The sequence below is a fragment of the Enterovirga aerilata genome (assembly GCF_013044135.1).
GTDB lineage: Bacteria > Pseudomonadota > Alphaproteobacteria > Rhizobiales > Beijerinckiaceae > Enterovirga > Enterovirga aerilata.
The window spans coordinates 726,568-747,510 of sequence record NZ_JABEPP010000002.1; the positions used below are offsets into that span (position 1 = coordinate 726,568).

19 protein-coding genes and 1 tRNA gene are annotated in these 20,943 nt (G+C 68.9%); 2 read left to right on the top strand and 18 right to left on the bottom strand.

The features are described from left to right. The first annotated feature begins 14 nt into the window (after positions 1 to 14). Positions 15 to 2,984, top strand: coding sequence for an isoleucine--tRNA ligase (ileS, locus tag HJG44_RS08815; protein ID WP_171217953.1), 2,970 nt, complete (start codon positions 15 to 17; stop codon positions 2,982 to 2,984). Between the two features lie 12 nt (positions 2,985 to 2,996). Here ileS and lpxB read toward each other — a convergent pair whose 3' ends face one another. The 18 genes from lpxB to HJG44_RS08905 form a co-directional block, all read right to left on the bottom strand. Next, positions 2,997 to 4,169, bottom strand: coding sequence for a lipid-A-disaccharide synthase (gene lpxB / locus HJG44_RS08820; protein WP_346767124.1), 1,173 nt, complete (start codon positions 4,167 to 4,169; stop codon positions 2,997 to 2,999). Then, positions 4,166 to 5,023: an LpxI family protein gene (locus HJG44_RS08825; RefSeq protein WP_171217954.1), complete on the bottom strand. Its 858-nt coding sequence runs from the start codon at positions 5,021 to 5,023 to the stop codon at positions 4,166 to 4,168. The genes lpxB and HJG44_RS08825 overlap by 4 nt, the downstream gene beginning before the upstream one ends. After that, the gene (gene lpxA, locus HJG44_RS08830; protein WP_171217955.1) at positions 5,023 to 5,838 is read right to left on the bottom strand and encodes an acyl-ACP--UDP-N-acetylglucosamine O-acyltransferase; all 816 of its coding nucleotides are present in this window, start codon (positions 5,836 to 5,838) and stop codon (positions 5,023 to 5,025) included. Before lpxA ends, HJG44_RS08825 begins: the two co-directional genes overlap by 1 nt. Beyond that, entirely contained in the window at positions 5,835 to 6,302 is a 468-nt protein-coding gene (gene fabZ, locus HJG44_RS08835) for a 3-hydroxyacyl-ACP dehydratase FabZ (RefSeq protein ID WP_171217956.1), read from the bottom strand. The genes lpxA and fabZ overlap by 4 nt, the downstream gene beginning before the upstream one ends. Positions 6,303 to 6,330: 28 nt before the next feature. Beyond that, entirely contained in the window at positions 6,331 to 7,398 is a 1,068-nt protein-coding gene (gene lpxD / locus HJG44_RS08840; protein WP_171217957.1) for a UDP-3-O-(3-hydroxymyristoyl)glucosamine N-acyltransferase, read from the bottom strand. Positions 7,399 to 7,450: 52 nt separating this feature from the next. Beyond that, positions 7,451 to 9,964, bottom strand: coding sequence for an outer membrane protein assembly factor BamA (bamA, locus tag HJG44_RS08845; protein WP_171217958.1), 2,514 nt, complete (start codon positions 9,962 to 9,964; stop codon positions 7,451 to 7,453). A gap of 159 nt (positions 9,965 to 10,123) precedes the next feature. Then, complete coding sequence (gene rseP / locus HJG44_RS08850) at positions 10,124 to 11,290, bottom strand: RIP metalloprotease RseP (RefSeq protein ID WP_171218216.1); 1,167 nt, start codon at positions 11,288 to 11,290, stop codon at positions 10,124 to 10,126. Between the two features lie 10 nt (positions 11,291 to 11,300). After that, entirely contained in the window at positions 11,301 to 12,488 is a 1,188-nt protein-coding gene (gene dxr / locus HJG44_RS08855; RefSeq protein WP_171217959.1) for a 1-deoxy-D-xylulose-5-phosphate reductoisomerase, read from the bottom strand. Positions 12,489 to 12,499: 11 nt separating this feature from the next. Continuing rightward, a complete protein-coding gene (locus HJG44_RS08860; RefSeq protein WP_171217960.1) occupies positions 12,500 to 13,354 on the bottom strand; it encodes a phosphatidate cytidylyltransferase in 855 nt (284 codons plus the stop codon). 1 nt (position 13,355) lies between these two features. Next, entirely contained in the window at positions 13,356 to 14,120 is a 765-nt protein-coding gene (locus tag HJG44_RS08865) for an isoprenyl transferase (protein ID WP_171217961.1), read from the bottom strand. Between the two features lie 30 nt (positions 14,121 to 14,150). Continuing rightward, a complete protein-coding gene (frr, locus tag HJG44_RS08870; RefSeq protein ID WP_171217962.1) occupies positions 14,151 to 14,714 on the bottom strand; it encodes a ribosome recycling factor in 564 nt (187 codons plus the stop codon). Between the two features lie 52 nt (positions 14,715 to 14,766). Continuing rightward, positions 14,767 to 15,492: a UMP kinase gene (gene pyrH / locus HJG44_RS08875; RefSeq protein WP_171217963.1), complete on the bottom strand. Its 726-nt coding sequence runs from the start codon at positions 15,490 to 15,492 to the stop codon at positions 14,767 to 14,769. Positions 15,493 to 15,567: 75 nt separating this feature from the next. Then, a complete protein-coding gene (gene tsf, locus HJG44_RS08880) occupies positions 15,568 to 16,521 on the bottom strand; it encodes a translation elongation factor Ts (RefSeq protein ID WP_171217964.1) in 954 nt (317 codons plus the stop codon). An 83-nt stretch (positions 16,522 to 16,604) separates the two neighbouring features. Further along, on the bottom strand, positions 16,605 to 17,624 hold the full coding sequence (locus tag HJG44_RS08885; RefSeq protein ID WP_171217965.1) for a 30S ribosomal protein S2: 1,020 nt from the start codon (positions 17,622 to 17,624) through the stop codon (positions 16,605 to 16,607). A 154-nt stretch (positions 17,625 to 17,778) separates the two neighbouring features. Then, positions 17,779 to 18,516: a DUF4336 domain-containing protein gene (locus HJG44_RS08890; RefSeq protein ID WP_171217966.1), complete on the bottom strand. Its 738-nt coding sequence runs from the start codon at positions 18,514 to 18,516 to the stop codon at positions 17,779 to 17,781. A 90-nt stretch (positions 18,517 to 18,606) separates the two neighbouring features. Then, positions 18,607 to 19,071: a hypothetical protein gene (locus tag HJG44_RS08895; RefSeq protein WP_171217967.1), complete on the bottom strand. Its 465-nt coding sequence runs from the start codon at positions 19,069 to 19,071 to the stop codon at positions 18,607 to 18,609. Positions 19,072 to 19,751: 680 nt separating this feature from the next. Then, entirely contained in the window at positions 19,752 to 20,006 is a 255-nt protein-coding gene (locus HJG44_RS08900) for a ParE family toxin-like protein (RefSeq protein WP_171217968.1), read from the bottom strand. Further along, the gene (locus tag HJG44_RS08905; protein WP_171217969.1) at positions 20,003 to 20,203 is read right to left on the bottom strand and encodes a hypothetical protein; all 201 of its coding nucleotides are present in this window, start codon (positions 20,201 to 20,203) and stop codon (positions 20,003 to 20,005) included. The genes HJG44_RS08900 and HJG44_RS08905 overlap by 4 nt, the downstream gene beginning before the upstream one ends. A gap of 407 nt (positions 20,204 to 20,610) precedes the next feature. Here HJG44_RS08905 and HJG44_RS08910 point away from each other — a divergent pair. Then, positions 20,611 to 20,680 (top strand) — tRNA-Leu (locus HJG44_RS08910). The last annotated feature ends 263 nt before the right edge of the window (positions 20,681 to 20,943 follow it).

Sequence of the window (20,943 nt, forward strand, 5' to 3'; positions counted from 1 at the left end):
ATGGTCAATCTTCTATGAACGAGCAGCTTGCGAGGACGCCGACGGCGATCCGCGACTATTCCGAAACCCTGTTCCTCCCCAAGACCGAGTTTCCGATGCGGGCCGGTCTGCCGCAGCGCGAGCCGCTCCTCCTGAAGCGCTGGCGGGAGATCGACCTCTACGGCCAGCTTCGGCGCAAGGCCGCCGGGCGGCCCCGCTTCATCCTGCATGACGGACCGCCCTACGCGAACGGCAACATCCATATCGGGCATGCGCTGAACAAGATCCTCAAGGACCTCGTGACCCGCTCGCAGCAGATGCTCGGCTTCGACTCGAACTACGTGCCGGGCTGGGACTGCCACGGACTGCCGATCGAGTGGAAAATCGAAGAGGAATATCGGGCTCGGGGCAAGAACAAGGACGAGGTGCCGATCGTCGATTTCCGGCGGGAATGCCGCGCCTTCGCCGAGAAGTGGATCGACGTGCAGCGCGAGGAGTTCAAGCGCCTCGGCGTCGAGGGCGACTGGGCGCATCCCTATACGACCATGGCCTACCCGGCCGAGGCGCAGATCGCCCGCGAGATCATGGCCTTCGCCCGCACCGGCCAGCTCTATCGCGGCTCGAAGCCGGTCATGTGGTCCTCCGTGGAGAAGACTGCGCTGGCGGAAGCCGAGGTCGAGTACCACGAGAAGACCTCTCAGATGATCTGGGTCGCCTTCCCGATCACGCAGACGCTCGACGCCGACCTTGAAGGCGCCGCCGTCCTGATCTGGACGACCACGCCTTGGACCATCCCGGCGAACCGGGCGATAGTCTTCGGGTCGGAGATCTCCTATGGGCTCTACGAGGTCACCGAGGCTGCGCCTGACAACTGGGCTCGGGCAGGGTCCCGCTACGTCATCGCGGACAAGCTCGCCGGCGAGGTGCTCGGGGCCGCGCGGGTTGCCGGCTATCGCCGCCTGAAGGACGTCCTTCCGGTCATGATCGTGCGCTGCGCCCATCCGTTCCGCGGCCTGGTCGGGGGCGGCGGCTACTGGGATTTCGACGTCCCGGTGCTGCCCGCCGACTACGTCACGGAAGATGCGGGCACCGGCTTCGTCCACACCGCGCCCGGGCACGGCATCGACGATTACGGCACCTTCCTCAAGCATCGCGAGACCTTCGCGGCCTGCGGCACGCCGGAGGTTCCTCACACGGTCGACGAGGATTCCGCGTATTTTCCGACCGTGCCCTTCTTTGCCGGCGAGCGCGTCTATGACGCCAAGGGCAAGGACGGGGGCGCGAACGATGCGGTCATCCGCAAGCTCACGGAGGTCGGAGCGCTCGTGGCGCGCGGCCGGCTGAAGCATCAGTACCCGCATTCCTGGCGCTCCAAGGCGCCGCTCCTCTTCCGCAACACCGCGCAGTGGTTCATCGCCATGGACCGGGACCTTGGCGACGACACCACGCTCCGCTCGCGCGCGCTCGATCAGATCAAGCACCATGTCCGCTGGATCCCGGCGATCGGCGAGAACCGCATCACCGGCATGATCGAGAACCGGCCGGATTGGGTCGTCTCGCGCCAGCGCGCCTGGGGAGTACCGATCGCCGTCTTCGTCCGCCGGGGCACGGACGAGATCCTGCGCGACGACAAGGTCGACGGGGCGATCGCGGCGGCGTTCGCCGCCGAAGGCGCGGATGCCTGGTTCGAGGAGGGAGCGGCCGCGCGCTTCCTCGCAGCCGGCGGGCACTCTGCGGACCAGTACGAGAAGGTGGACGACATCCTCGATGTCTGGTTCGATTCCGGCTCGACGCACGCCTTCGTGCTCGAGGATCCGGTACATTTCCCGGGTCTTGCCGGCATCCGCCGCAAGATGGACGGCGGGCAGGACAGCGTGATGTACCTGGAGGGCTCGGACCAGCATCGCGGCTGGTTTCACTCCTCGCTGCTCGAATCCTGCGGCACGCGCGGCCGCGCTCCCTTCGACTATGTGCTGACGCACGGTTTCGTACTCGACGAGCGCGGGGAGAAGATGTCGAAGTCGCGCGGGAACGTGACGGCCCCGCAGGAGGTGATCGCCTCGTCAGGAGCCGACATCCTGCGCCTCTGGGTGGCGGCGTCCGACTATTCGGACGACCTGCGCATCGGCCCGGAGATCCTGAAGACCTTCGTCGAGACCTACCGGAAGCTGCGCAACACGATCCGCTGGATGCTGGGCTCGCTGGCGCATCACCGGGAGGAGGACCGCGTCGCACTAAGCGAGATGCCCGAGCTCGAGCGCCTCGTCCTGCACCGGCTCTCCGAGCTCGATCGCGAGATCCGCAAGGCCTATGCGGAATTCGAGTACAGCCGCGTCGTCGCGCTCCTGTCGGCCTTCATGACGGGCGATCTCTCCGCCTTCTACTTCGACGTCCGAAAGGACGCGCTCTATTGCGACCCGATCTCGAGCCGCACCCGCAAGGCGGCGCTCACGGTGATCGACGAGGTGTTCCGCTGCGTGGTGGTGTGGATCGCGCCGATCCTCGCCTTCACGGCCGAGGAGGCATGGCTGGAGCGCTATCCGTCCGAGAGCGGATCGGTGCATCTGGAGACCTTCCCGGCGGTGCCCGAGGAATGGCTCTCGCCCGAACTCGCCCGGAAATGGGCGGAGGTCCGGCGCGTCCGCCGCGTCGTGACCGGCGCGCTCGAAATCGAGCGCGCGGCCAAGCGCATCGGCGCGAGCCTGGAGGCTGCACCGCTGGTCTATGTCTCCGACCCGGGGATCATGGCGGCGCTGGAGGGTGTGGACCTGGCCGAGGTCTGCATCACCTCCGGCATCAGGATCGTCGCCGGCGAGCCGCCGGCCGACGCGTTCCGACTGGAGGACGTCAGGGGAGTCGCGGTCGTGCCGGAGCGTGCGGAAGGCCGCAAGTGCGCGCGCTCGTGGAAGATCACGCCGGAGGTCGGGTCCGATCCGGACTATCCGGACGTCACCCCGCGCGACGCCGCCGCCCTTCGGGAGTGGGACACCGCCCGCGCGGCATGAATGCGAGCGGGCTCAGCTCGACCGACGCTGCGCCCGCTCGATCTCGGCCACGACGATCCCGGCTGCGCGCTCCGACGGCGTGCTGATGCCGCCTGCTTCCATGATCCGGTCGAGGCGCCCGAAGGCCTCGATCTGCCGCTGCCGCTCGGGCGAGGAGCCCAGCAGCGGCAGGAGCGCCCCGGCGAGCTTCTCGGGCGTGCAATCCCATTGCACGCGCTCAGGCACCACGTTCTCCCCGAGGATCAGGTTCGCCAGCACGATCGAGGGCACCTTGATGATGTGCTTCAGCTGCTCCTCCAGTTTCGACACCTTGTAGGCGACGACCATCGGCACGCCGGAAAGCGCGAGCTCGAGCGTCACCGTGCCCGAAGCCGCGAGCGCCGCGTTCGCCCGCCTGAAGGCCGCGCGCTTCGCCTGCTCACCCTCCACGATGGTCGGTCGCATCGTCCAGCCGGCGGCGCGTGCGCGGATGTCCTCGACGAGATGGGGAACCGCGGGCAGGAGCAGTTCAAAGCGCCGCCCGGCCAATTCCTGGAGCAGCGCAAGCGCTGCGCCGAACGGCTCCATCAGGCGGGAAATCTCGGATCGGCGGCTCCCGGGAAGAACGAGCAGGGTCAGCGGATCGTCGGCGATGGGCCGCCGTTCTCCCGGCGCAGGTCGCAGCTCGTGGAGCTGCTCGACCAGCGGGTGGCCGACATAGGTGCAGGGCGGCCCGCCAAGCCGGCTATGGGCGGCAGGCTCGAAGGGCTTCAGCGCGAGCACATGGTCGATATAGGCCCGCATGCGCGGGGCGCGGCCCGGCCGCCAGGCCCAGACGCTCGGGCTGACATAGTTGACGATCGGCAGGTCCGGCAGACGGCGCCGGACCCGGCGCGCCACGGCGTGGGTGAATTCGGGGCTGTCGATCACGACCAGCACGTCGGGCCGGAAGCGCACCACCGCCTCCACGGCCTCCAGCCCACGCCGATAGATCGACGGCAGCCGGGCCAGGACGGCCGTGATCCCCATGACCGCGATATCCGAAAGCGGGAAGAGGCTCTTCAGCCCTTCCCCCTCCATGGCGCGACCGCCCACCCCCTCGAAGGCCACGTCCCCGATGCCGGCCTTCAGCGCCCGCATGAGCCCGGCGCCGAGCTGGTCCCCCGATTCCTCGCCGGCGATGAGGAAGACCTTCGCTTGCCTCACGTGCCCCGTCCCGCCGCGCCGAAGAGGAAGAGGCCGAGCCGGTCCGCCATCCGAACCGTCTCCGCACGGTCGAGCACGACGGAGAGGCCGCTCGCGACCGCCACGCCGGAGAGGCCGGCTCGCGCCGCATTGACCATTGTCCGCGGCCCGATCGCGGGCAGGTCGACGCGCAGGTCCTGCCCTTCCTTCGGCGCCTTCACGAGCACGCCGCCGCGTTCCGGGCGGCGGAGGAAACCGCGCCTGCGGAGCGCGCGAGCCCGGGCCAGCATGCGGTCCGTCCCCTCGGGTCCCTCGATGGCGAGCACGCGGTCGCCGGCCAGGACGGCAGCCTGCCCGACATCGAAGGACGAGAGCTTCCGCAGCAGCTCCATTCCGATCCGGACCGAGCCTAGGGATGCCTCGTCCGGTACGCGCGTGCCCAAGGCGCCTGCCGGCGCGAGGAGCTCGGGTGCGAGGTCTGTAAGGCCGACGAGGCGAAAGCCGCGCTCCTCCAGGAGCCCGATGGCGGCTCGAAGGAGGTTGTCGTCTCCCCGGGCCAGGATGGCGCGCAGCTCCGCCCGGCTGCGCAGCGCCGAATAGGCATCGAGGAGGGCGCCGGGATCGGGCCGTCTCAAGCCGCCGGCGAGCGTCACGCAGTCCGGACCGCAGCGCTCGAGCCAGGACAGCGTGCCCTTGGCATCCAGAAGGCCGACCGAGGCATCGGCCCTGGCGCGCACCGCGCGGGAGGCGAAGCCGCGGAAGGCCAGGATGCGGGTCTCGCGCCCGGCGGCGGCGAGACGGTCCGCAAGGAGCAGGGGAAACTCGCCCGAACCCGCCAGGATCGCGACCGGCCCGGAGCTCCCCTCCGCGCCCATCACGGCCGCGCGGTGACCGCCTCGCGCGGCGTGCAGAGCGCGCGGTCGCCGCCACCGCGGATGAAGTCGAGAATCTCGTGCACCGTCGGATGCACCGTGAACTCCTCGGCCACGTCGTCCACCCGTTCGGCGAGCGTACCCTCGTCCGCGAAGAGGAGGCGGTAGGCGCGGCGGAGGTCGTGGATCTGCTCGCGCGAGAAGCCGCGGCGGCGCAGCCCCACGATATTCAGCCCGGCCAGATAGGCGCGATTGCCAAGCACCATGCCGTAGGGGATGACGTCGTTCTCGACCCCCGAGAGGCCGCCCACGAAGGCGTGCGGGCCGATGCGCACGAACTGATGGATGCCCGCCCCCCCGCCGATGATGGCATAGTCGCCGATCTTGCAGTGGCCCGCGAGCATGACGTTGTTGGTCAGGATGACGTTGTCGCCGACGCGGCAATCATGGGCGACATGCGAATGGGCGAGGAAGAAGCACCTGCTGCCGACAGTGGTCTTGCCGGTCCCGTTCGGGGTGCCGGGATTCATCGTCACGCCCTCGCGGATGATGCAATCCTCGCCGATCGTCAGGGTTGTCGGCTCGCCGCGGTAGCGAAGGTCCTGCGGAGCGTGGCCGATCGACGCGAAGGGAAAGATGCGGGTGCGCGCGCCGACCCTGGTGTGCCCTGTCACCACGACGTGGCTGATCAGCTCCACCCCGTCCCCGAGCTCGACATCCGGCCCCACCATGCAATAGGGGCCGATGCGCACATCGTCCCCGATCTTGGCGGCCGGATCGACGATCGCCGCCGGATGGATCGTTCCGTGGAAGCTCATTCGGTTACCAGCATGGCGCTGACCTCGGCCTCGGCGACGAGCGCACCGTCGACGGTGGCCTCGCCGCGAAACCACCACATGTTCCGTCGGCTGCGCAGCTTCGTCATGCGGTAGCGGAGGACATCGCCAGGCTCGACCGGCTTGCGGAACTTGGCATTGTCGATGGTCATGAAGAATACCTTGCTCGGCGGCTTCTTGTTCGCGAGCTGGGACCAGACGCAGAGCGCGCCCGCAGTCTGCGCCATGCCCTCGATGATGAGGACGCCGGGGAAGACGGGCTTGCCGGGGAAGTGGCCCTGGAACTGGGGCTCGTTGAAGCTGACGTTCTTGATCCCGACGCAGGACTCGTCGCCGCGCATCTCGACGATGCGGTCCACGAGCAGGAAGGGGTAGCGGTGCGGCAGGAGGTCGAGCAGTTGCACGATGTCGGCGCTGCCCAGCGTCCCTCCGGTATCCTGCGCCATCGATGTCTCCCCGCCGGAAGCGGGCAAATCAAGCAGCGTCGCCATCGCCGCCCTCTTTCGCGTTAACGGGTCGGGATGCAAGCCTTTTGAGGGTGTGGAGTTCCCGGAACCACTCCCGCACCGGCTTCGCCGGCGTGCCACCCCAGCGCACGCCGGGCGGCACATCCGCATTCACGTTGGACGAGGCCGCGATCTGGGCGCCCTCCCCGATCCGGACATGGCCGACCACGCCCACCTGCCCGCCCAGCACCACGTAGTCGTCGAGGCGCGCCGAGCCGGAAATCCCGGTCTGGGCGACGATGATGCAATGGCGGCCGATCACCACGTTGTGGGCGATCTGGACGAGGTTGTCGATCTTGGTGCCCTCGCCGATGATCGTGTCGCGCGTGGCGCCCCGGTCGATCGTCGTGCCCGCGCCGATCTCCACATCGTCCTGGATGATCACGCGGCCGACCTGCGGCACCTTCTGGTGCCGGCCGGCCACGAACGCGAAGCCGAACCCGTCCTGGCCGATCCTGGCGCCCGGATGGACGATCACCCGGTTGCCGAGAAGCGCGTACATAACGCTTGCCCCTGGCCCGACCGAGCAATCCCGGCCGATGCGCGAGCCGGCTCCGATCACGGCGCCCGCCCCGATCACGGTGCCGCGGCCGATCTCGACGCCGGGGCCGACCACCGCGGCCGGATCGACCACCACCTCGGGCTCGAGCCGCGCCGTCGGATGGACGAAGCTCCCCGGCGTGACGCCGCTTGCGCCGAAGGGGGATCGCGGCCGGAGGGCCGAGGGATGCAGATGGGCCAGCACGGCGGCGTAGGCACGATAGGGCGCCGGCACCACGAGGGGGTAGGTGCCGGGCGGCACCGCGGCGGCGAAGCGACTCGAGATGAGGCAGGCCCCGGCGCGCGTCAGGCGAAGCGCCTCCACGTAGAGCGGGTTGTCCATATAAGCGAGGTCGGACGGGCCGGCCTCTTCGAGGGAGGCGACCGCCCGCAGCGTGAGGGCCGGCGCGCCTTCCGGCAGCGGCACGCCGGCGATCTGCGCGACATCGCCGAGCGAGAGGCTCGCCTCCGGCGCAAAGAAGATGGGTTCGGACATGGCGGAGCCGGCCGCGCGTGGCGGCCGGCCTTCTTCCCTCAAGTCGTACCGATCAGAAGCGCGTGCCGCCCGAGAACCGGAAAGCCTGCGTCTGGTCCTGCCCGACCCGGACCGGGCCGACGCCCGGATAGGTCCGGATCACGCCCTCGTCCTTCGACAGCGCGTAGGCGTAGTCGAAGCGGATCGGGCCGAGCGGCGAGTTCCAGAGGATCGAGGCGCCCACCGAGGAGCGGATGACCATCCGGTCGCGGACGTCCACGCATTCCGGCTGGATCGTCGCGACGCCACAGGTGATCAGGCCGTCCCGCGTCACGTCGAAGCCGCGCGGGCCACGATAGCCGAAGAGCGTGCCGGCATCGGCGAAGACCGCGCCCTTCAGGCCGAGATCCCGGGGAATGAGCGGGATCGGGAACTGGGCCTCGAGCGTGCCGCCGATATAGGTCGTGCCGCCGAGCGCGTTCTGGGCCGAATCCGGGGTCGAGATGTCCCGGGGTCCGATGCCGGACGGCGCGAAGCCGCGCACGAGCGTCGGGCCGAGGAAGAAATGGTCCACGAGCCGGAGGTCGCCGCCGAAGGTGAGGAGGCCGTTCGAGGAGCGGTTCCGCCCGGTGGCCTCGATGTGGCCGCCCTGGATCTTCACGAGGCCGACAATGTCCTCGTAGATCTCGTGGTAATACCGCGCCTCGCCGGAGATGCGGAAGAAGTTGGAATCGCCGCCCAGGCCCGCGAATTCCGGCTTCGCCTCGGCATAGAGACCGTTCCGCGGGTTCCGCAGGTCGTTGACCGTGTTGTAGGCGAGCGTCAGGCCGGCGAGCGAGGTGAGCGTCGAGCCCTGGGACTCCTTCACCGCGATCGAAGCTTCGCCGTCATAGGCGCAGGCCGGGTAAGCGGCCGTGCCGTTTGGATTCAAGGTCGTGTAGCCCGGGATCGGCACGGAGCAGTCGTTGAACGGGCGCCGCGTCGTGTTCGGGATCTTCAGGCTCTGCTCGTAGAGCGAGTAGCGCAGCGTGACGCCGGACTCTTCCGTGAGCGGCAGGCCGATGCGGATCTGGCCGCCGGTGGTGCGGTTCTCGTAGCGCGAGTACTGCGTCTGGTCCGAGTACTTCGAGAAGAGGTCGAAACCGGCCGCGAAGCGGTAGCCGAGGAAGTAGGGCTCGGTGAAGCTGAAATCGACACCGTTCGAGCGCTGGCCGATCTGCCCGGCCAGGCGGACGAACTGGCCGCGGCCGAGGAAGTTCGATTCCGAGACCGCGACCTCGCCGATGGCGCCGTCCGAGGTGGAGTAGCCGCCCGAGATCGAGAAGGCGCCGGTCGGCTGATCCTCGACATCGATGTTCACGACCACGCGGTCGGCCGAGCTGCCCGGCTCCGTCGTGATGCGGACCTTCTTGAAATAGCCGAGGCCGTTGAGGCGCCGCTCCGCGCGGTCCATCAGGACCTTGTTGAAGGGGTCGCCTTCGCCGATGTCGAGCTCGCGCCGCACGACGTAGTCGCGCGTGCGGGTGTTGCCGCGCACGTTGATGCGCTCAATGTAGACGCGCGGACCCTCCTCGACCACGAAGCCGATATCGACCGTGTGGGTGGCCGGATTGCGGGCGCCGGTCGGCCGCACGATGACGAAGGGCTGACCGCGGCGCACGGCGGCATTCGTCATGTTCGACAGCGTCTTCTCGACGTCTTCAGCGTTGTAGACCTCGCCGACCTGCGTCTCGATCTCGTCCTTCAATATGTCCGGGCTCACCTGCTCGACGCGGCTGTCGAACCCGACCGAGCCCACGCGGTACTGCTGGCCCTCGCTGACCGTGAACGTGATGACGTAGCCTTCCTTCGCCTCGTCGTAGCGCACGTCCGTGGAGACGAGCTGGAAGTCGGCATAACCGTTCTTCAGGTAGTGACGGCGGATGATCTCCGCGTCCTGCGCGATCTTTTCCGGATCGTAGACGTCGTTCGTCTTCAGGAACGAGAGAAAGTTCATCTCCGTCGTGTTCATCAGCTCGCGCAGGCGACGCGACGAAAAGGCCTCGTTGCCGACGAAGTTGATCTCGGCGACGCCGGTCTTGCCGCCCTCGTCGACCGTGAACACGACGTCGACCCGGCCGTTCGGCAGATCGACCGTGCGGGCCGAGACCTTGGCAGCAGCGCGGCCGATGCGGGCATAGATCTCCTTCAGGCGCGCGACGTCGGCATCGACGGTCGCCTGATTGAAGGGACGGCGGGCCTTGGTCTGGAGATCGCCCTCAAGCGCGTCCTTGTTGAGCTTGCGATTGCCCTCGACCACCACGCGGTTGACCGTGACGGCCTCGCGCACATTCACGACGATGCGGTTGCCCTGCCGCGACAGGCGCACGTCCGAGAACATGCCGCTCTGGATCATGTTGCGGCGGGCCTCTTCGAGCGAGCCAGAGCCGGTCACATAGGACCGCACCGTCTCCGCATCGACGCGGCCGTTGCCCTGGACGACGATCTCCTGCGCGAAGGCCACGCCCCCACCCAGGACCGCCATCGCGAGGACCGCCGCGGCAAGGCTTGCCGACTTGAACCGTCGGACCGTCTTCATCAGCATCATCTACTGCCCGTCTCGCTCTTGCTTCTCTCGAAGCGAGGCCCAATTCGGCGGCTTCCCCTCACCAAGCCGCGAGAGGGTCCGCTTCTAGCGGGTGCCCGATCCGATGGACACCCAGTTAAGCTTAATGTCGCGTCATTCTCTGTGCGCGTTGCCTTCCTGTCACGTCCCGCGGCCGGCAAAAGACGCGCCAAGGTGAACAATGTCATTCCAGGTGGCGAAGAGCATCAGCATCACGACGATCGCCAGCCCGATGCGGAACCCGATCTCCTGGGCGCGGTCGCTGAGCGGCCGGCCGCGCACCGCCTCCACGGCGTAGAAGAGAAGATGCCCGCCGTCGAGCAGCGGGATCGGGAACAGGTTGATGAGGCCGATCGACACGGAGAGAATCGCGACCAGCGAGATGAGCGGGCCGACCCCGCCCATGGAGGCGACCTCGCCCGAGACCCGCATGATCCCGATCGGGCCGGAGAGCTGCTGGGCCGATTCGCGCCCGCTCACCAGCTTGCCCAGGTAGTTGAAGGTGCGGTCGACGACGCTCCAGGTCTCCTGCGCGCCGATGGCCAGCGATTCGAGCGGGCCGTAGCGGACGAAGCGCAGGTCGGCGGGGTCCTTCGACCCCTGCACGCCCAGGAGGCCCATCTTCTGCTTGCCGAAGCCCGGCACCTCGACCTCTCGGACGGTCGGAGTGGCCTGAAGCGTCAGGCGGCGGCCCTCGCGCTCGACGACGATTTCGAGCGCGTCGCCGGCGCTGGTCGAGACGAGGCGCTGCATGTCGGCGAAGCTCGAGATGGCCCGGCCGTTGATGGAGATGACCAGATCGTCCGGCCGGAAGCCCGCGAGCTCGGCCGCGCTGCCGGGCTGCACCGTCTCGATCCGCGGCGCGAGGACCTGACGGCCGGCGAAATAGGCCATGCCCGCGAAGACGAGAATCGCGAGCAGGAAGTTGGCCGCCGGGCCCGCCGCCACGATGGCCGCACGTTTCGGCAGCGATTGCGTGTGGAAGCTGATCGCGCGCTCGGCCGGCGGCATACGGGCGAGGGCGGCATCGTCCGGCACGCTGGCGCCGTTCATGTCGCCGACGAACTTGACGTAGCCGCCGAGCGGGATGGCGGAGATCTTCCAGCGCGTGCCGTGCCTGTCGTCCCAGCCGAAGAGCTCGCGCCCGAAGCCGATGGAGAAGGCCTTCACGCCGACGCCGCAGCGCCGGCCGACCCAGAAATGCCCGTATTCATGCACGAAGACGACGATGGTCAGCACGAACAGGAACGCGACGGGGTAGACCAGGAACGCTCCGGTCTTGCCCAGCGCCGCCGCGACGAATTCCATCATCCTCTCCCTACACCCGCGCCACGGCGGGCCTGGACACGGCCGGGAGGAACCCGGCCGCGATCCGCCTTGCTTCCCGATCGAGCGCGAGCGCATCCTCGACGGTGGCAGGCTCGTATCCGGCCTGCCCGGCAAAGGCCGCGCAGGTCTCCTCCACGACCCTCGGAATGTCGCCGAAGCCGGCCCGGCCGGACAGGAAGGCCTCCACCGCGACCTCGTTCGCCCCGTTCAGCACCGCCGGCATGCCGCCTCCCGCGGCAAGCGCCGCCCGCGCCAGCCGCAGGCACGGGAAACGCGCCTCGTCCGGAGCTTCGAACGTAAATCCTCCGATCGCGGCAAGATCGAGACGCGGCACGCTCATCGTGAGCCGCCGCTCCGCCGCAAGGCAGTTCGCGATCGGAATCTTCATGTCCGGATTGGCGAGCCCGGCAGTGACCGCGCCGTCCCGCCAGTGGACCAGGCCGTGGATGATCGACTGGGGATGGACCACGACGTCGAGTTGGTCCGGGCGAAGGCCGAAGAGGTGATGAGCCTCGATCAGTTCCAGCCCCTTGTTCATGAGGCTCGCCGAATCGACGTTGATCTTGGCGCCCATGGAATAGGTCGGGTGCTTTGCGGTCTGGGCCGGGGTGGCGGCGGCGATCCGCGCCTCGTCCCAGGTCCGGAAAGGCCCGCCGGAGGCGGTCAGCGTCATCGTGACCACGTCGTCCGGATGGCCGGAAGCGAGCGCCTGGGCGAGCGCGTTGTGCTCCGAATCCATCGGCAGGATCGCGGCCCCGGTCCGGGCGGCATCGCGCATGAAGGCGGCGCCCGCGCAGACCAGGCTCTCCTTGTTGGCGAGCCCGATCCGCCGTCCCTTCTTCAACGCCGCGTGCGTCGGTGCCAGCCCCGCCACCCCGGAGATTGCTGCCACGATGGTTTCGGCCTCGCGTTCCACGGCCTCGATGACGGCCGAGGGTCCGGCCCCGCTCGCGATGCCGCTGCCGGCGAGCGCCTCACGCAGCGGCTTCTGCTTGGAGGCGTCGGCGAGCGCCACGAACTCGGCCTCGAGCCGATGCGCCATCTCGGCCAGTCCGCGTACGTCGCTGCCCGAGACCAGAGCCGTCACGCGGAAGCGGTCCGGATGCTGGGCGAGCACTTCGGCCGTCGATTTCCCGATCGAGCCGGTCGCCCCGAGGATGGTGATCCGATGCGTCAAGCGATCTCTCCTCAGCGCGCCAGGCGCGAGCCTGCCAGCGCGACACCGCAGAGGAGCGCAACCGCCGCAAAGCCGTCGAGCCGGTCCATGACGCCGCCATGGCCCGGGATGAGACGCCCCGAATCCTTGGCGCCGAAGCGTCGCTTCAGGGCGGATTCGCCGAGATCTCCGATCTGGCTGGCGACCGACGCGACGGCCGAGCCCAGCGCCACCGCTACGAGGCCGACGGGCAACTCCGCGCCGAACCGCCGGCCGAGATCGACGACGAGCGTGCCGACGAGCGTCGCCCCGGCAAGGCCGCCGAGAAAGCCGGACCAGGTCTTCTTCGGGCTAACGGAGGGCGCGAGCTTGGGCCCGCCGATCGCCCGCCCGGCGAAATAGGCAGCCACATCGGTGGTCCAGACCACCGCGAAGAGCCACAGGATGGGTACGAGGCCCAGATCGGGCCGGTCGCGGATCACGACCGGGACGAGCGCCACGAGCGCCGCATAGGCGAAGCCGGCGAGCGCCCAGGCGCGGTCCCGGCCGCTCTCGGCAGCAAAGGCCAGGGCGCCGAGCGCAAGGAGCAGGATCCCGGCCTCCGCCGCCGGGCTCGTGTCGAGCTTATGGCCGACGATCAAGCCGGCGAGCCCAGCCGCGCAAAGGGCGGCCAGGATGGCGCGCGGCTCCGCCCTGGTCATGGCGATCCATTCGAAGGCGATCGCAATGCCGGCCGCAAGCCAGAAGAGGGCGAAGACCGGCCCGCCGAGCCAGGCCGCCGCGAGCGCGACGGCGGCGAGCACGATGCCCGACGCGACTCTGCGCCCGACCTCGCTGCGGGTCGGAGAGGTCCGCGTCTGACCGCCGCTGCGGCCCGGATCGCTCACCTCAGAGCGCCTTCGCGCTCCGCCCGCCGAAGCGGCGGTCGCGTCCGCGGAACTGATCGATCGCCTGACGGAAGGTGTCCTCGTCGAAATCCGGCCAGAGATCCGGCAGGAAGACGAACTCGGAATAAGCCGTCTGCCAGGGGAGGAAGTTCGACACCCGCATCTCGCCCGAGGTCCGGATGACGAGGTCGGGATCGGGAATCCCGCGCGTGTCGAGCGCGGCCGCGATCGTGCCCATGTCGATCGCCTCCGGATCTAGCTCGCCCGCCCGGACCTGCCGGGCGAGGCGCCGCACGGCCTGCACGATCTCCTGCCGGCCGCCGTAATTGAACGCCACGACGAGGTTCAGGCCCGAGTTGCGGCAGGTGATCTCCTCCGCCTCGTCGAGAAGCAGCCGGATATCCTCGGCCAGGGCCGGCCGGTCGCCGATGACGCTGACCCGCACGTTGTTGGCGTGGAGCTGAGCGAGATCCACCCGGATGAAGCGCTTCAGCAGGCCGAATAGGTCCGCCACCTCGTCCGCCGGACGGCGCCAGTTCTCCGCCGAAAAGCCATAGACGGTCAGGTGCTCGATCCCGAGCCCGATCGCCGCCCGCACCGTGCGGCGCACGGCCTCGACGCCCCGGCGATGGCCCTCGAGCCGCGGCAGGCCGCGCTTCGCCGCCCAGCGGCCGTTCCCATCCATGATGATGGCGACGTGGCGCGGCAGGGGGCCGAGCGCAGGCTCGGCGACCGCGAGGTTCAAGGCCGTGGATTCGGGCGGCATGCGGGCTCCTGCTGGCCGAGCTCGCTCAGATTAGACGTGCATGATTTCCTTTTCTTTAGCAGCGACGACGCTGTCGATGTCGGCGATCGCCTGGTCCGTCGCCTTCTGGACCTGCTCGGCCTGCCGCTTGCCGTCGTCCTCGCTGATCTCGCCGTCCTTCTCGAGCTTCTTCAGCGTGTCGAGCCCGTCGCGGCGGACGTGGCGGACCGCGATCCGGGCCTCTTCCGCATATTTGTGCGCGACCTTGACCATCTCCTTGCGGCGCTGCTCGTTCATCTCGGGGATGCGCAGCCGGATCACCTGGCCTTCCGTCTGGGGATTGAGGCCGAGATCGGATTGCCGGATCGCCTTCTCGACGGCCGCGACCATGCCGCGGTCCCAGACCTGGATCGACAGAAGGCGCGGCTCCGGGACGCTCACCGTCGCCACCTGGGTGATGGGCATCGTGGCGCCATAGGCTTCGACCTGGATCGGCTCGACCAGGCTGGGCGTCGCGCGGCCGGTGCGCAGGCTGCCAAGATCGTGCTTCAGCGAATTGATGGCGCCCTGCATGCGGCGCTTGAGATCGCTGACGTCGAAGGTCGTGACGGCCATGGGGCAAGTTCTCTCTTGATTTCTAAGGGATTACGCGCCGGGGCGGCCCGCATCAAGGGGCGACGACGGTGGATGGCGCGCCCCCTTGGAGGATGGCCCGGACCGAGCTCGGGGCATGGACGGAGCCCACGATGACGGTGAGCCGCGACTCCCGCGCGAGCGCGAAAGCGGCCGTGTCCATCACCTTCAGGTCGCGCTGGATCGCCTCGTCATGCGTCAGCCTGTCGTAGCGGACCGCGCCCGGGTTCGACTTCGGATCGGCCGAGTAGACGCCGTCGACCTGGGTCGCCTTGAGCACCGCCTGGCAGCGGAGCTCGGCCGCGCGCAGCACCGCCGCGGTGTCCGTCGTGAAGAAGGGATTTCCCGTCCCGCCCGCCAGCACCACGACCTGTCCGCGATCGAGATAGTGCAGCGCGGGCTGGCGCGCATAGGTCTCGCAGATGCTCGGCATGGAGACGGCGGACATCGTTCGGGCCGAGACGCCGGCGGCGTTGAGCGCCGTCTCGAGCGCGAGCGAGTTCATGACCGTCGCCAGCATCCCCATCGAGTCTGCGGTCGGGCGGTCGATCCAGCCGGCCTGAGTCATGCGGGCGCCGCGGATGATGTTCCCGCCCCCGATCACGATCGCGAGCTGCGTCCCCGCTTCGGCGGTCGCCGCGATGTCGGCCGCGAGCTCCGCCAGGATCTGCGCCGACAGCCAGTACCCGTCGGGAGCCGCGAAGGCCTCCCCCGACAGCTTCACCAGAACGCGCCGATACGGCCTTGTCACGGAACACATCTCCTCGGGAACGGGAACCGGCGCGGCCTGCCCTTGCCCATACGAAAAGGGCGGCCCTCAGGCCGCCCCGCTCGATCAGGCCGACGTGCGGTCGCCGTCGGGCTTCTTTCCGATTCCCGATTGCGCCGCCACCTCGGCCGCGAAATCGGTCTCTTCCTTCTCGATGCCCTCGCCGAGCGCGAAGCGGACGAAGCCCTTCAGCTCGACCGGCTTGCCGGCCTTGGCGGAAGCCTCCTTGAGCATCTGCCCGACCGACTTCGAGGGGTCGTAGACGAAGGCCTGATCGAGGAGGGTGTTCTCCTTGTAGAAGCTCTTCAGCCCGCTCTCGACGATCTTGGCGAGGACGTTGTCCGGCTTGCCGGCGTTCTTCTCGCGCAGGATCGCCGACTCGCGCTCCACCACGGCCGGGTCGACGCCGGACGCGTCGACCGCGACCGGATTCATGGCCGCGATATGGGCCGCGATCTGGCGGCCGAGCGTCGAGAGCTCGCCGACATCGCCGGCCGACTCGAGCGCCACGATCACGCCGATCTTGCCGAGACCCTCCGAGACCTGGTTGTGGACGTAGCTCGCGACCACGCCCTCCTTCACCTCGAGCTTGGCGACGCGGCGGATCGTCATGTTCTCGCCGATGGTCGCCACGAGCTCCTGGATCTTCTCCTTCAGCGTCGTCTTGGAGCCCGGCATATGCGCGGCCTCCAGCGCCTCGACCGAGGCGGGCGTCATCAGGGCGACCTTGGTCGCCTCGCGCACGAAGGCCTGGAAGGAATCGTTGCGCGCGACGAAGTCGGTCTCCGAATTGACCTCGACCATCGCGGCCGAGCGGCCGGGGCTCTCCACGCCGATGAGGCCTTCCGCCGCCGTCCGGCCGGCCTTCTTCGCCGCCTTCGCGAGCCCCTTCTTGCGCAGCCAGTCCACGGCCGCCTCGATGTCGCCCCCGGTCTCGCCCAGGGCCGCCTTGCAGTCCATCATGCCCGCGCCGGTCTTCTCGCGCAGGTCCTTCACCATTGCGGCGGTGACGGTCGCCATCGTCGTTATCCTTCTTCAATTGTGGCGAAGCCGGCTCGGAGCCGGCTTCGAATGGGAGATGCTGATCGGGTCGGAGCGGCCGGTCAGGCCGCGGCCTCGATCAGGTTCCGGGCCTGGCCGATCCAGTCGTCCCGGGTGATGCGGCCGTTGAGCTTCAGGTCCGCGTCCAGCTTCGCGACGTCCTCGGGCTGCATCGCGGCGAGCTGCCAGTAGTGGAAGATGCCGGCATCGTTGAGCTTGTTGGCGAGTTGCGGGCCGACGCCCGTGAGCTTGGTCAGGTCGTCCGGCGCGCCGCGCGGGGCGGCGAGCAGCTCGAACACCTCCGTCGGCTCGGCGGGCTCGTTGGCGTTGGCGGCCGGCAGGTCGTCGATGATCGGCGCCTCCTCGGCGCCGAGATCGACCCCGAGATCCCCCTGGCTGCGGCCGATGCCGTCGACCGCGGCGCGGGCGACGAGGTCGCAATAGAGCGCGATCGCGCGGCCGGCATCGTCATTGGCCGGGACCGGATAGGCGATGCCGTCCGGATCGCAATTGGTGTCGACGATCGCCGCGACCGGGATGCCGAGGCGGCCGGCCTCCTTGATGGCGAGCTGCTCCTTGTTCGTGTCGATCACGAAGAGCAGGTCGGGCACGCCGCCCATGTCCTTGATGCCGCCGAGCGCCTTCTCCAGCTTCTCCTTCTCGCGGGAGAGCATCAGGCGCTCCTTCTTGGTAAGGCCCGGGCCGCCGACGGACAGCGTCTCGTCGAGCTGGCGCAGCCGGTTGATCGAGCCGGAAATGGTCTTCCAGTTCGTCAGCATGCCGCCGAGCCAGCGCGAATTCACGTAGTACTGGGCCGAGCGCTTGGCCGCCTCCGCGACCGCGTCCGAGGCCTGCCGCTTGGTGCCGACGAAGAGGACGCGCCCGCCCTTCGCCACCGTGTCGCTCACCGCCTGCAGGGCGCGGTGCAGCATGGGCACCGTCTGGGCGAGGTCGATGATGTGGATGTTGTTGCGGGTGCCGAAGATGTAGGTCGACATCTTCGGGTTCCAGCGATGGGCCTGATGGCCGAAATGCGCGCCCGCCTCGAGGAGCTGACGCATCGAAAAATCGGGAAGTGCCAAGGTTCTCTCCGGTTATGCCGCCGCGGAGCGATGAGGTCCGGCGGGTGCCGGACACCGGGACGCCTCATTGAATCATGAGGCCGCTGCCGCGTGTGGAATGCGCGCGCATATAGAATGCGGCCGGGCGGAAGGCAAGGCGGCGGGCCGGCCGCGGTCAGCCGACCAGCCAGGCCATCGCCCGTTTCAGCTCGCGCGTGCCGTCGCGCTCGAAGACGCGGCCATGGGCGAAGATCACCCGCTCGGGCGCCCAGGCGAGGATGCGGCGGACGGCTTCGGCGGCCTCCCTGCGGCGGAGCCGGAGCGCGAGCCGGATCTGCGCCGGGCTCGTTCCCCTGTTCGCGCCCATGACGAGCGCGAAGAGCTTCGTGCCGAGGGGCAGCCTGGCCGTCTCGAGGTTTTCGACGAGATCGGTGAGGACGAGCGTGCGCGAGGGCCGGTGGAAGAAGGCGACCTCGCGGAAGCCGAGGGCGCCGGGCACGACCGCCTGCCCGATCTCCCCGGCCCAGTCCGCCGGCGGCGTCTCGCCGAGGTCGCGGTCGAGCCTGACGCCGGCCGCCTTCACCTGGGCGCGCTCGCGCAGGTGCGGCGCGGCGGAGGTCGTCGCGCCCGGGCAATGCTCCTGCCACTCCTTGAGGAAGCTCCAATGCGCGATGTTCGGCGCCACGAGATGCTGGATCGGCCCGATCGCCTCGATCTCGCGCCGCAGGTCCTCGTCGAACCGGGTCGGCGAGTGGAGCCACATGCCGCCGGAGGCGAGCCGGACGACGGTCATCCGGACCGGCAGGGAGAGGCCCATCGCCCGGATCGGCCCGCTATCGACGAGCCAGACGTTCTCCGCCAGCGGCTTGAGGGTGTCGAGCGGCGGGTAGGTGACGTCTGACGCGCTGGCCATCGGCGGTCCTCGGTTCTGCCGCCGCGGCAAGCCGGAGGGATCGTCCCTGGTTCCGTCCCGCCGTCACCCGGCCGCGTCCGCGCAGGGAGCTCAGGCCGTCCCGTCCCCGGTCAGTTCGCGGAACAGCTCCCGCATCTCGGGGATCGCCTCCCAGTCCCAATCGTCGGGCCCGTCCGCGACCGGACGCGCGAGGGCGCCGAGATCGAGCCCCGCCTCGGCCAGTTCCGCCAGGAGCGGCTGGCCCCCGAACAGCGGCGGCATGCGGGGCTCGTTCCCGGCGGCGCCGGGGCGCCCGTCGGCCCCGAGCAGCCGCGCCGCGACGCAGAGGAGGAAGCGGAGCATGCCGCGATAGTGCTCCCAGCAGAACGGAAGCCCGCGCATGTCCCGGTCGGCGCAGCCGCCTTCCCGCTTGCAGGCCCGCCGCGGGCAGATCAGGTGGGTGCCGACCGCGTCGCAAAACTTGACCGTGGAGGCGCGGATCCTGCGGTATTCCGGCGTGCGGTCGTAGGCCGGAATGCGCGTGTCGTATTCGCGCAGATAGGGAGCTTCGGGCATGCGGTCTCCTTCGTCGGCTCGCGGTCTGCTTCGGTCGTCATGCTGAGGAGCGGGCGCCTTTCCTTCTCCCCTTGCGGGGGAAGAGCCTGCCCCGGACTTGATCCGGGGCGGCCCCGGCGTCGGCCGGGGTCGGATTGAGGGGTGGCACCGTTCGAACCCCTCATCCGTCGTCGCTTCGCGGCGGAGCGCGCACGCGCCGTCCGTCCCGGTGCGCGGGGCTCCATTCGCAACCTCTTCAAAGAGCAATCGAGGGGGCGCGGGACGCCGGGCACTCGATCGTTTGTTGTTTGAGAGCGCCTTGCGGCGTCCCCGCGATCGGCTCCGCCGTCATCCCCGGCGGCCCGAAGGACCGGGAAGGGGATCCAGCGTCACCAACCGCGTCCGGGTTGCCCCGGCGCGCGCGGCGATTTTGGACCGGACCTGCCGCTCTTCCGCCCCCTCGCTCGTTGCCGGACGAGAGAACACTAGCCATGCTGCACTGGCGCCCGGGCCGTATTACCCGGAGGGCGGCGCTGGTCCGGCTCCCCGAGTGCGAGGCTGCGAACCCCGCCCGCAGGCGCCGCATCCCCTTCCGCTCTGTTGACGCCTCGCGAGAGCGCCCCTCGGCGAAGAGGACGAGGGGCTTATAATCCTAATTCGGATAGGATGTCAAGATAGTCCTATCGGCGCCGACTCAGAACTTATCCAGTCAGCCTGTCATAATCCGCGTGGCTGCCGATCCAGAACCAGACGAGATCGCCATCCTGTTCGACCGCGAGTGCGCGATAGCGAAGTCCGACCCGCACGGACCAGAAGCGACCGACTTTCTTGAAGTGCAGGGATGGATGCTGCGGGTCGCGCTTGAGGAGGTTGTAGTTGCGATCGGCCAGTTCGCGGACGGATGGTGGCAGCCGCTCGTAAGCCGTCCAGAAACGCCGACTTGCGAGATGCCTCACAGCTCGCGAACGTCACCCCGGCGCAGATCGGCCAACGCTTCCTCCGCAAGCCGGTCCAGCTTCCCGGACGCGGCGTCCTCCGTGATCCGACGATCGAAGCGCTCGGCCTCGAACGCCTCGAACCAGGCTCGAAAGGCCGCGAGGTCTTCGGGGGGGAGGCGGGAAACCGCGTCCTCGATCTCGGCCACGCTCGTCATGGGGCGAGAATAGCACATGCCCGGCGAGGCGGCCTATCCTTCGCTCAGGAAACGAAGAGCCCGCCCCCGCGAAGGGTATCGTCGCATGGCGACGGCGGATGAGGGGGGAAGATCCCTGGCCCGCTCGCACTCCCCTCTCCCGGTCGGCTCCGCCGACCACCCTCTCTCTCCAGGGGAGAGGGTTCGCGCGCCTTATCCCGGCGAGCCTGCACAGCCGCGGACATGGAAGCGGCGGGCTGGCGCTGAGGGCTTGCCTGGCGGGGGTGCCGCGGAGGGCGGGGGAGTAGGTGCGGCGGCCACGCTCCGCCGGAGGAGCAGCTTTCCTCTCCCGCGGGATCTTGTCTCAGGATTGGTCTCGGCCACCTCTTGAATTGTGAGGCAGTCACTTACCATCTGAGGTGTCTCACGGGGCCATCCCCCTGGAGGGGGGGCGGGCCTTAGAAACTCGCTGGGTGGGTTCGACTCCCACTGGCTCCGTGAGTTGGCCGCTCCTAATCACGCGAAGATGGGATTGTCAGCCTCCGCTCCTGGCTGGTCCTCGGCGTTGTCCTCATAGATGCACGGCCAACCCTCAGGCCGAACGATTCTCAAGCACCTTCAGCTCCGGCGGCGGTAGTCTCAAACGGAGGCCGTCGCACGCGCCGAAATCAAATTGTGGAACATCGTTCCGCGGTCTTGCGAGCACTCTGGCTCATGTGATTAACTGCCCCCGGCTTGCGGATAGATTTTGCGGCGCTGCT

Bases quoted from the DNA above. Each gene is read 5' to 3' on its own strand.
- ileS (WP_171217953.1), top strand. From the start codon at position 15: ATGAACGAGCAGCTTGCGAGGACGCCGACGGCGATCCGCGACTATTCC.
- HJG44_RS08825 (WP_171217954.1), bottom strand. From the start codon at position 5,023: ATGGGCGCGGAGGGGAGCTCCGGGCCGGTCGCGATCCTGGCGGGTTCG.
- lpxA (WP_171217955.1), bottom strand. From the start codon at position 5,838: ATGAGCTTCCACGGAACGATCCATCCGGCGGCGATCGTCGATCCGGCC.
- fabZ (WP_171217956.1), bottom strand. From the start codon at position 6,302: ATGGCGCAGGATACCGGAGGGACGCTGGGCAGCGCCGACATCGTGCAA.
- lpxD (WP_171217957.1), bottom strand. From the start codon at position 7,398: ATGTCCGAACCCATCTTCTTTGCGCCGGAGGCGAGCCTCTCGCTCGGC.
- bamA (WP_171217958.1), bottom strand. From the start codon at position 9,964: ATGATGCTGATGAAGACGGTCCGACGGTTCAAGTCGGCAAGCCTTGCC.
- rseP (WP_171218216.1), bottom strand. From the start codon at position 11,290: ATGGAATTCGTCGCGGCGGCGCTGGGCAAGACCGGAGCGTTCCTGGTC.
- HJG44_RS08865 (WP_171217961.1), bottom strand. From the start codon at position 14,120: ATGCCGCCCGAATCCACGGCCTTGAACCTCGCGGTCGCCGAGCCTGCG.
- frr (WP_171217962.1), bottom strand. From the start codon at position 14,714: ATGGCCGTCACGACCTTCGACGTCAGCGATCTCAAGCGCCGCATGCAG.
- pyrH (WP_171217963.1), bottom strand. From the start codon at position 15,492: ATGTGTTCCGTGACAAGGCCGTATCGGCGCGTTCTGGTGAAGCTGTCG.
- tsf (WP_171217964.1), bottom strand. From the start codon at position 16,521: ATGGCGACCGTCACCGCCGCAATGGTGAAGGACCTGCGCGAGAAGACC.
- HJG44_RS08890 (WP_171217966.1), bottom strand. From the start codon at position 18,516: ATGGCCAGCGCGTCAGACGTCACCTACCCGCCGCTCGACACCCTCAAG.
- HJG44_RS08895 (WP_171217967.1), bottom strand. From the start codon at position 19,071: ATGCCCGAAGCTCCCTATCTGCGCGAATACGACACGCGCATTCCGGCC.
- HJG44_RS08905 (WP_171217969.1), bottom strand. From the start codon at position 20,203: ATGACGAGCGTGGCCGAGATCGAGGACGCGGTTTCCCGCCTCCCCCCC.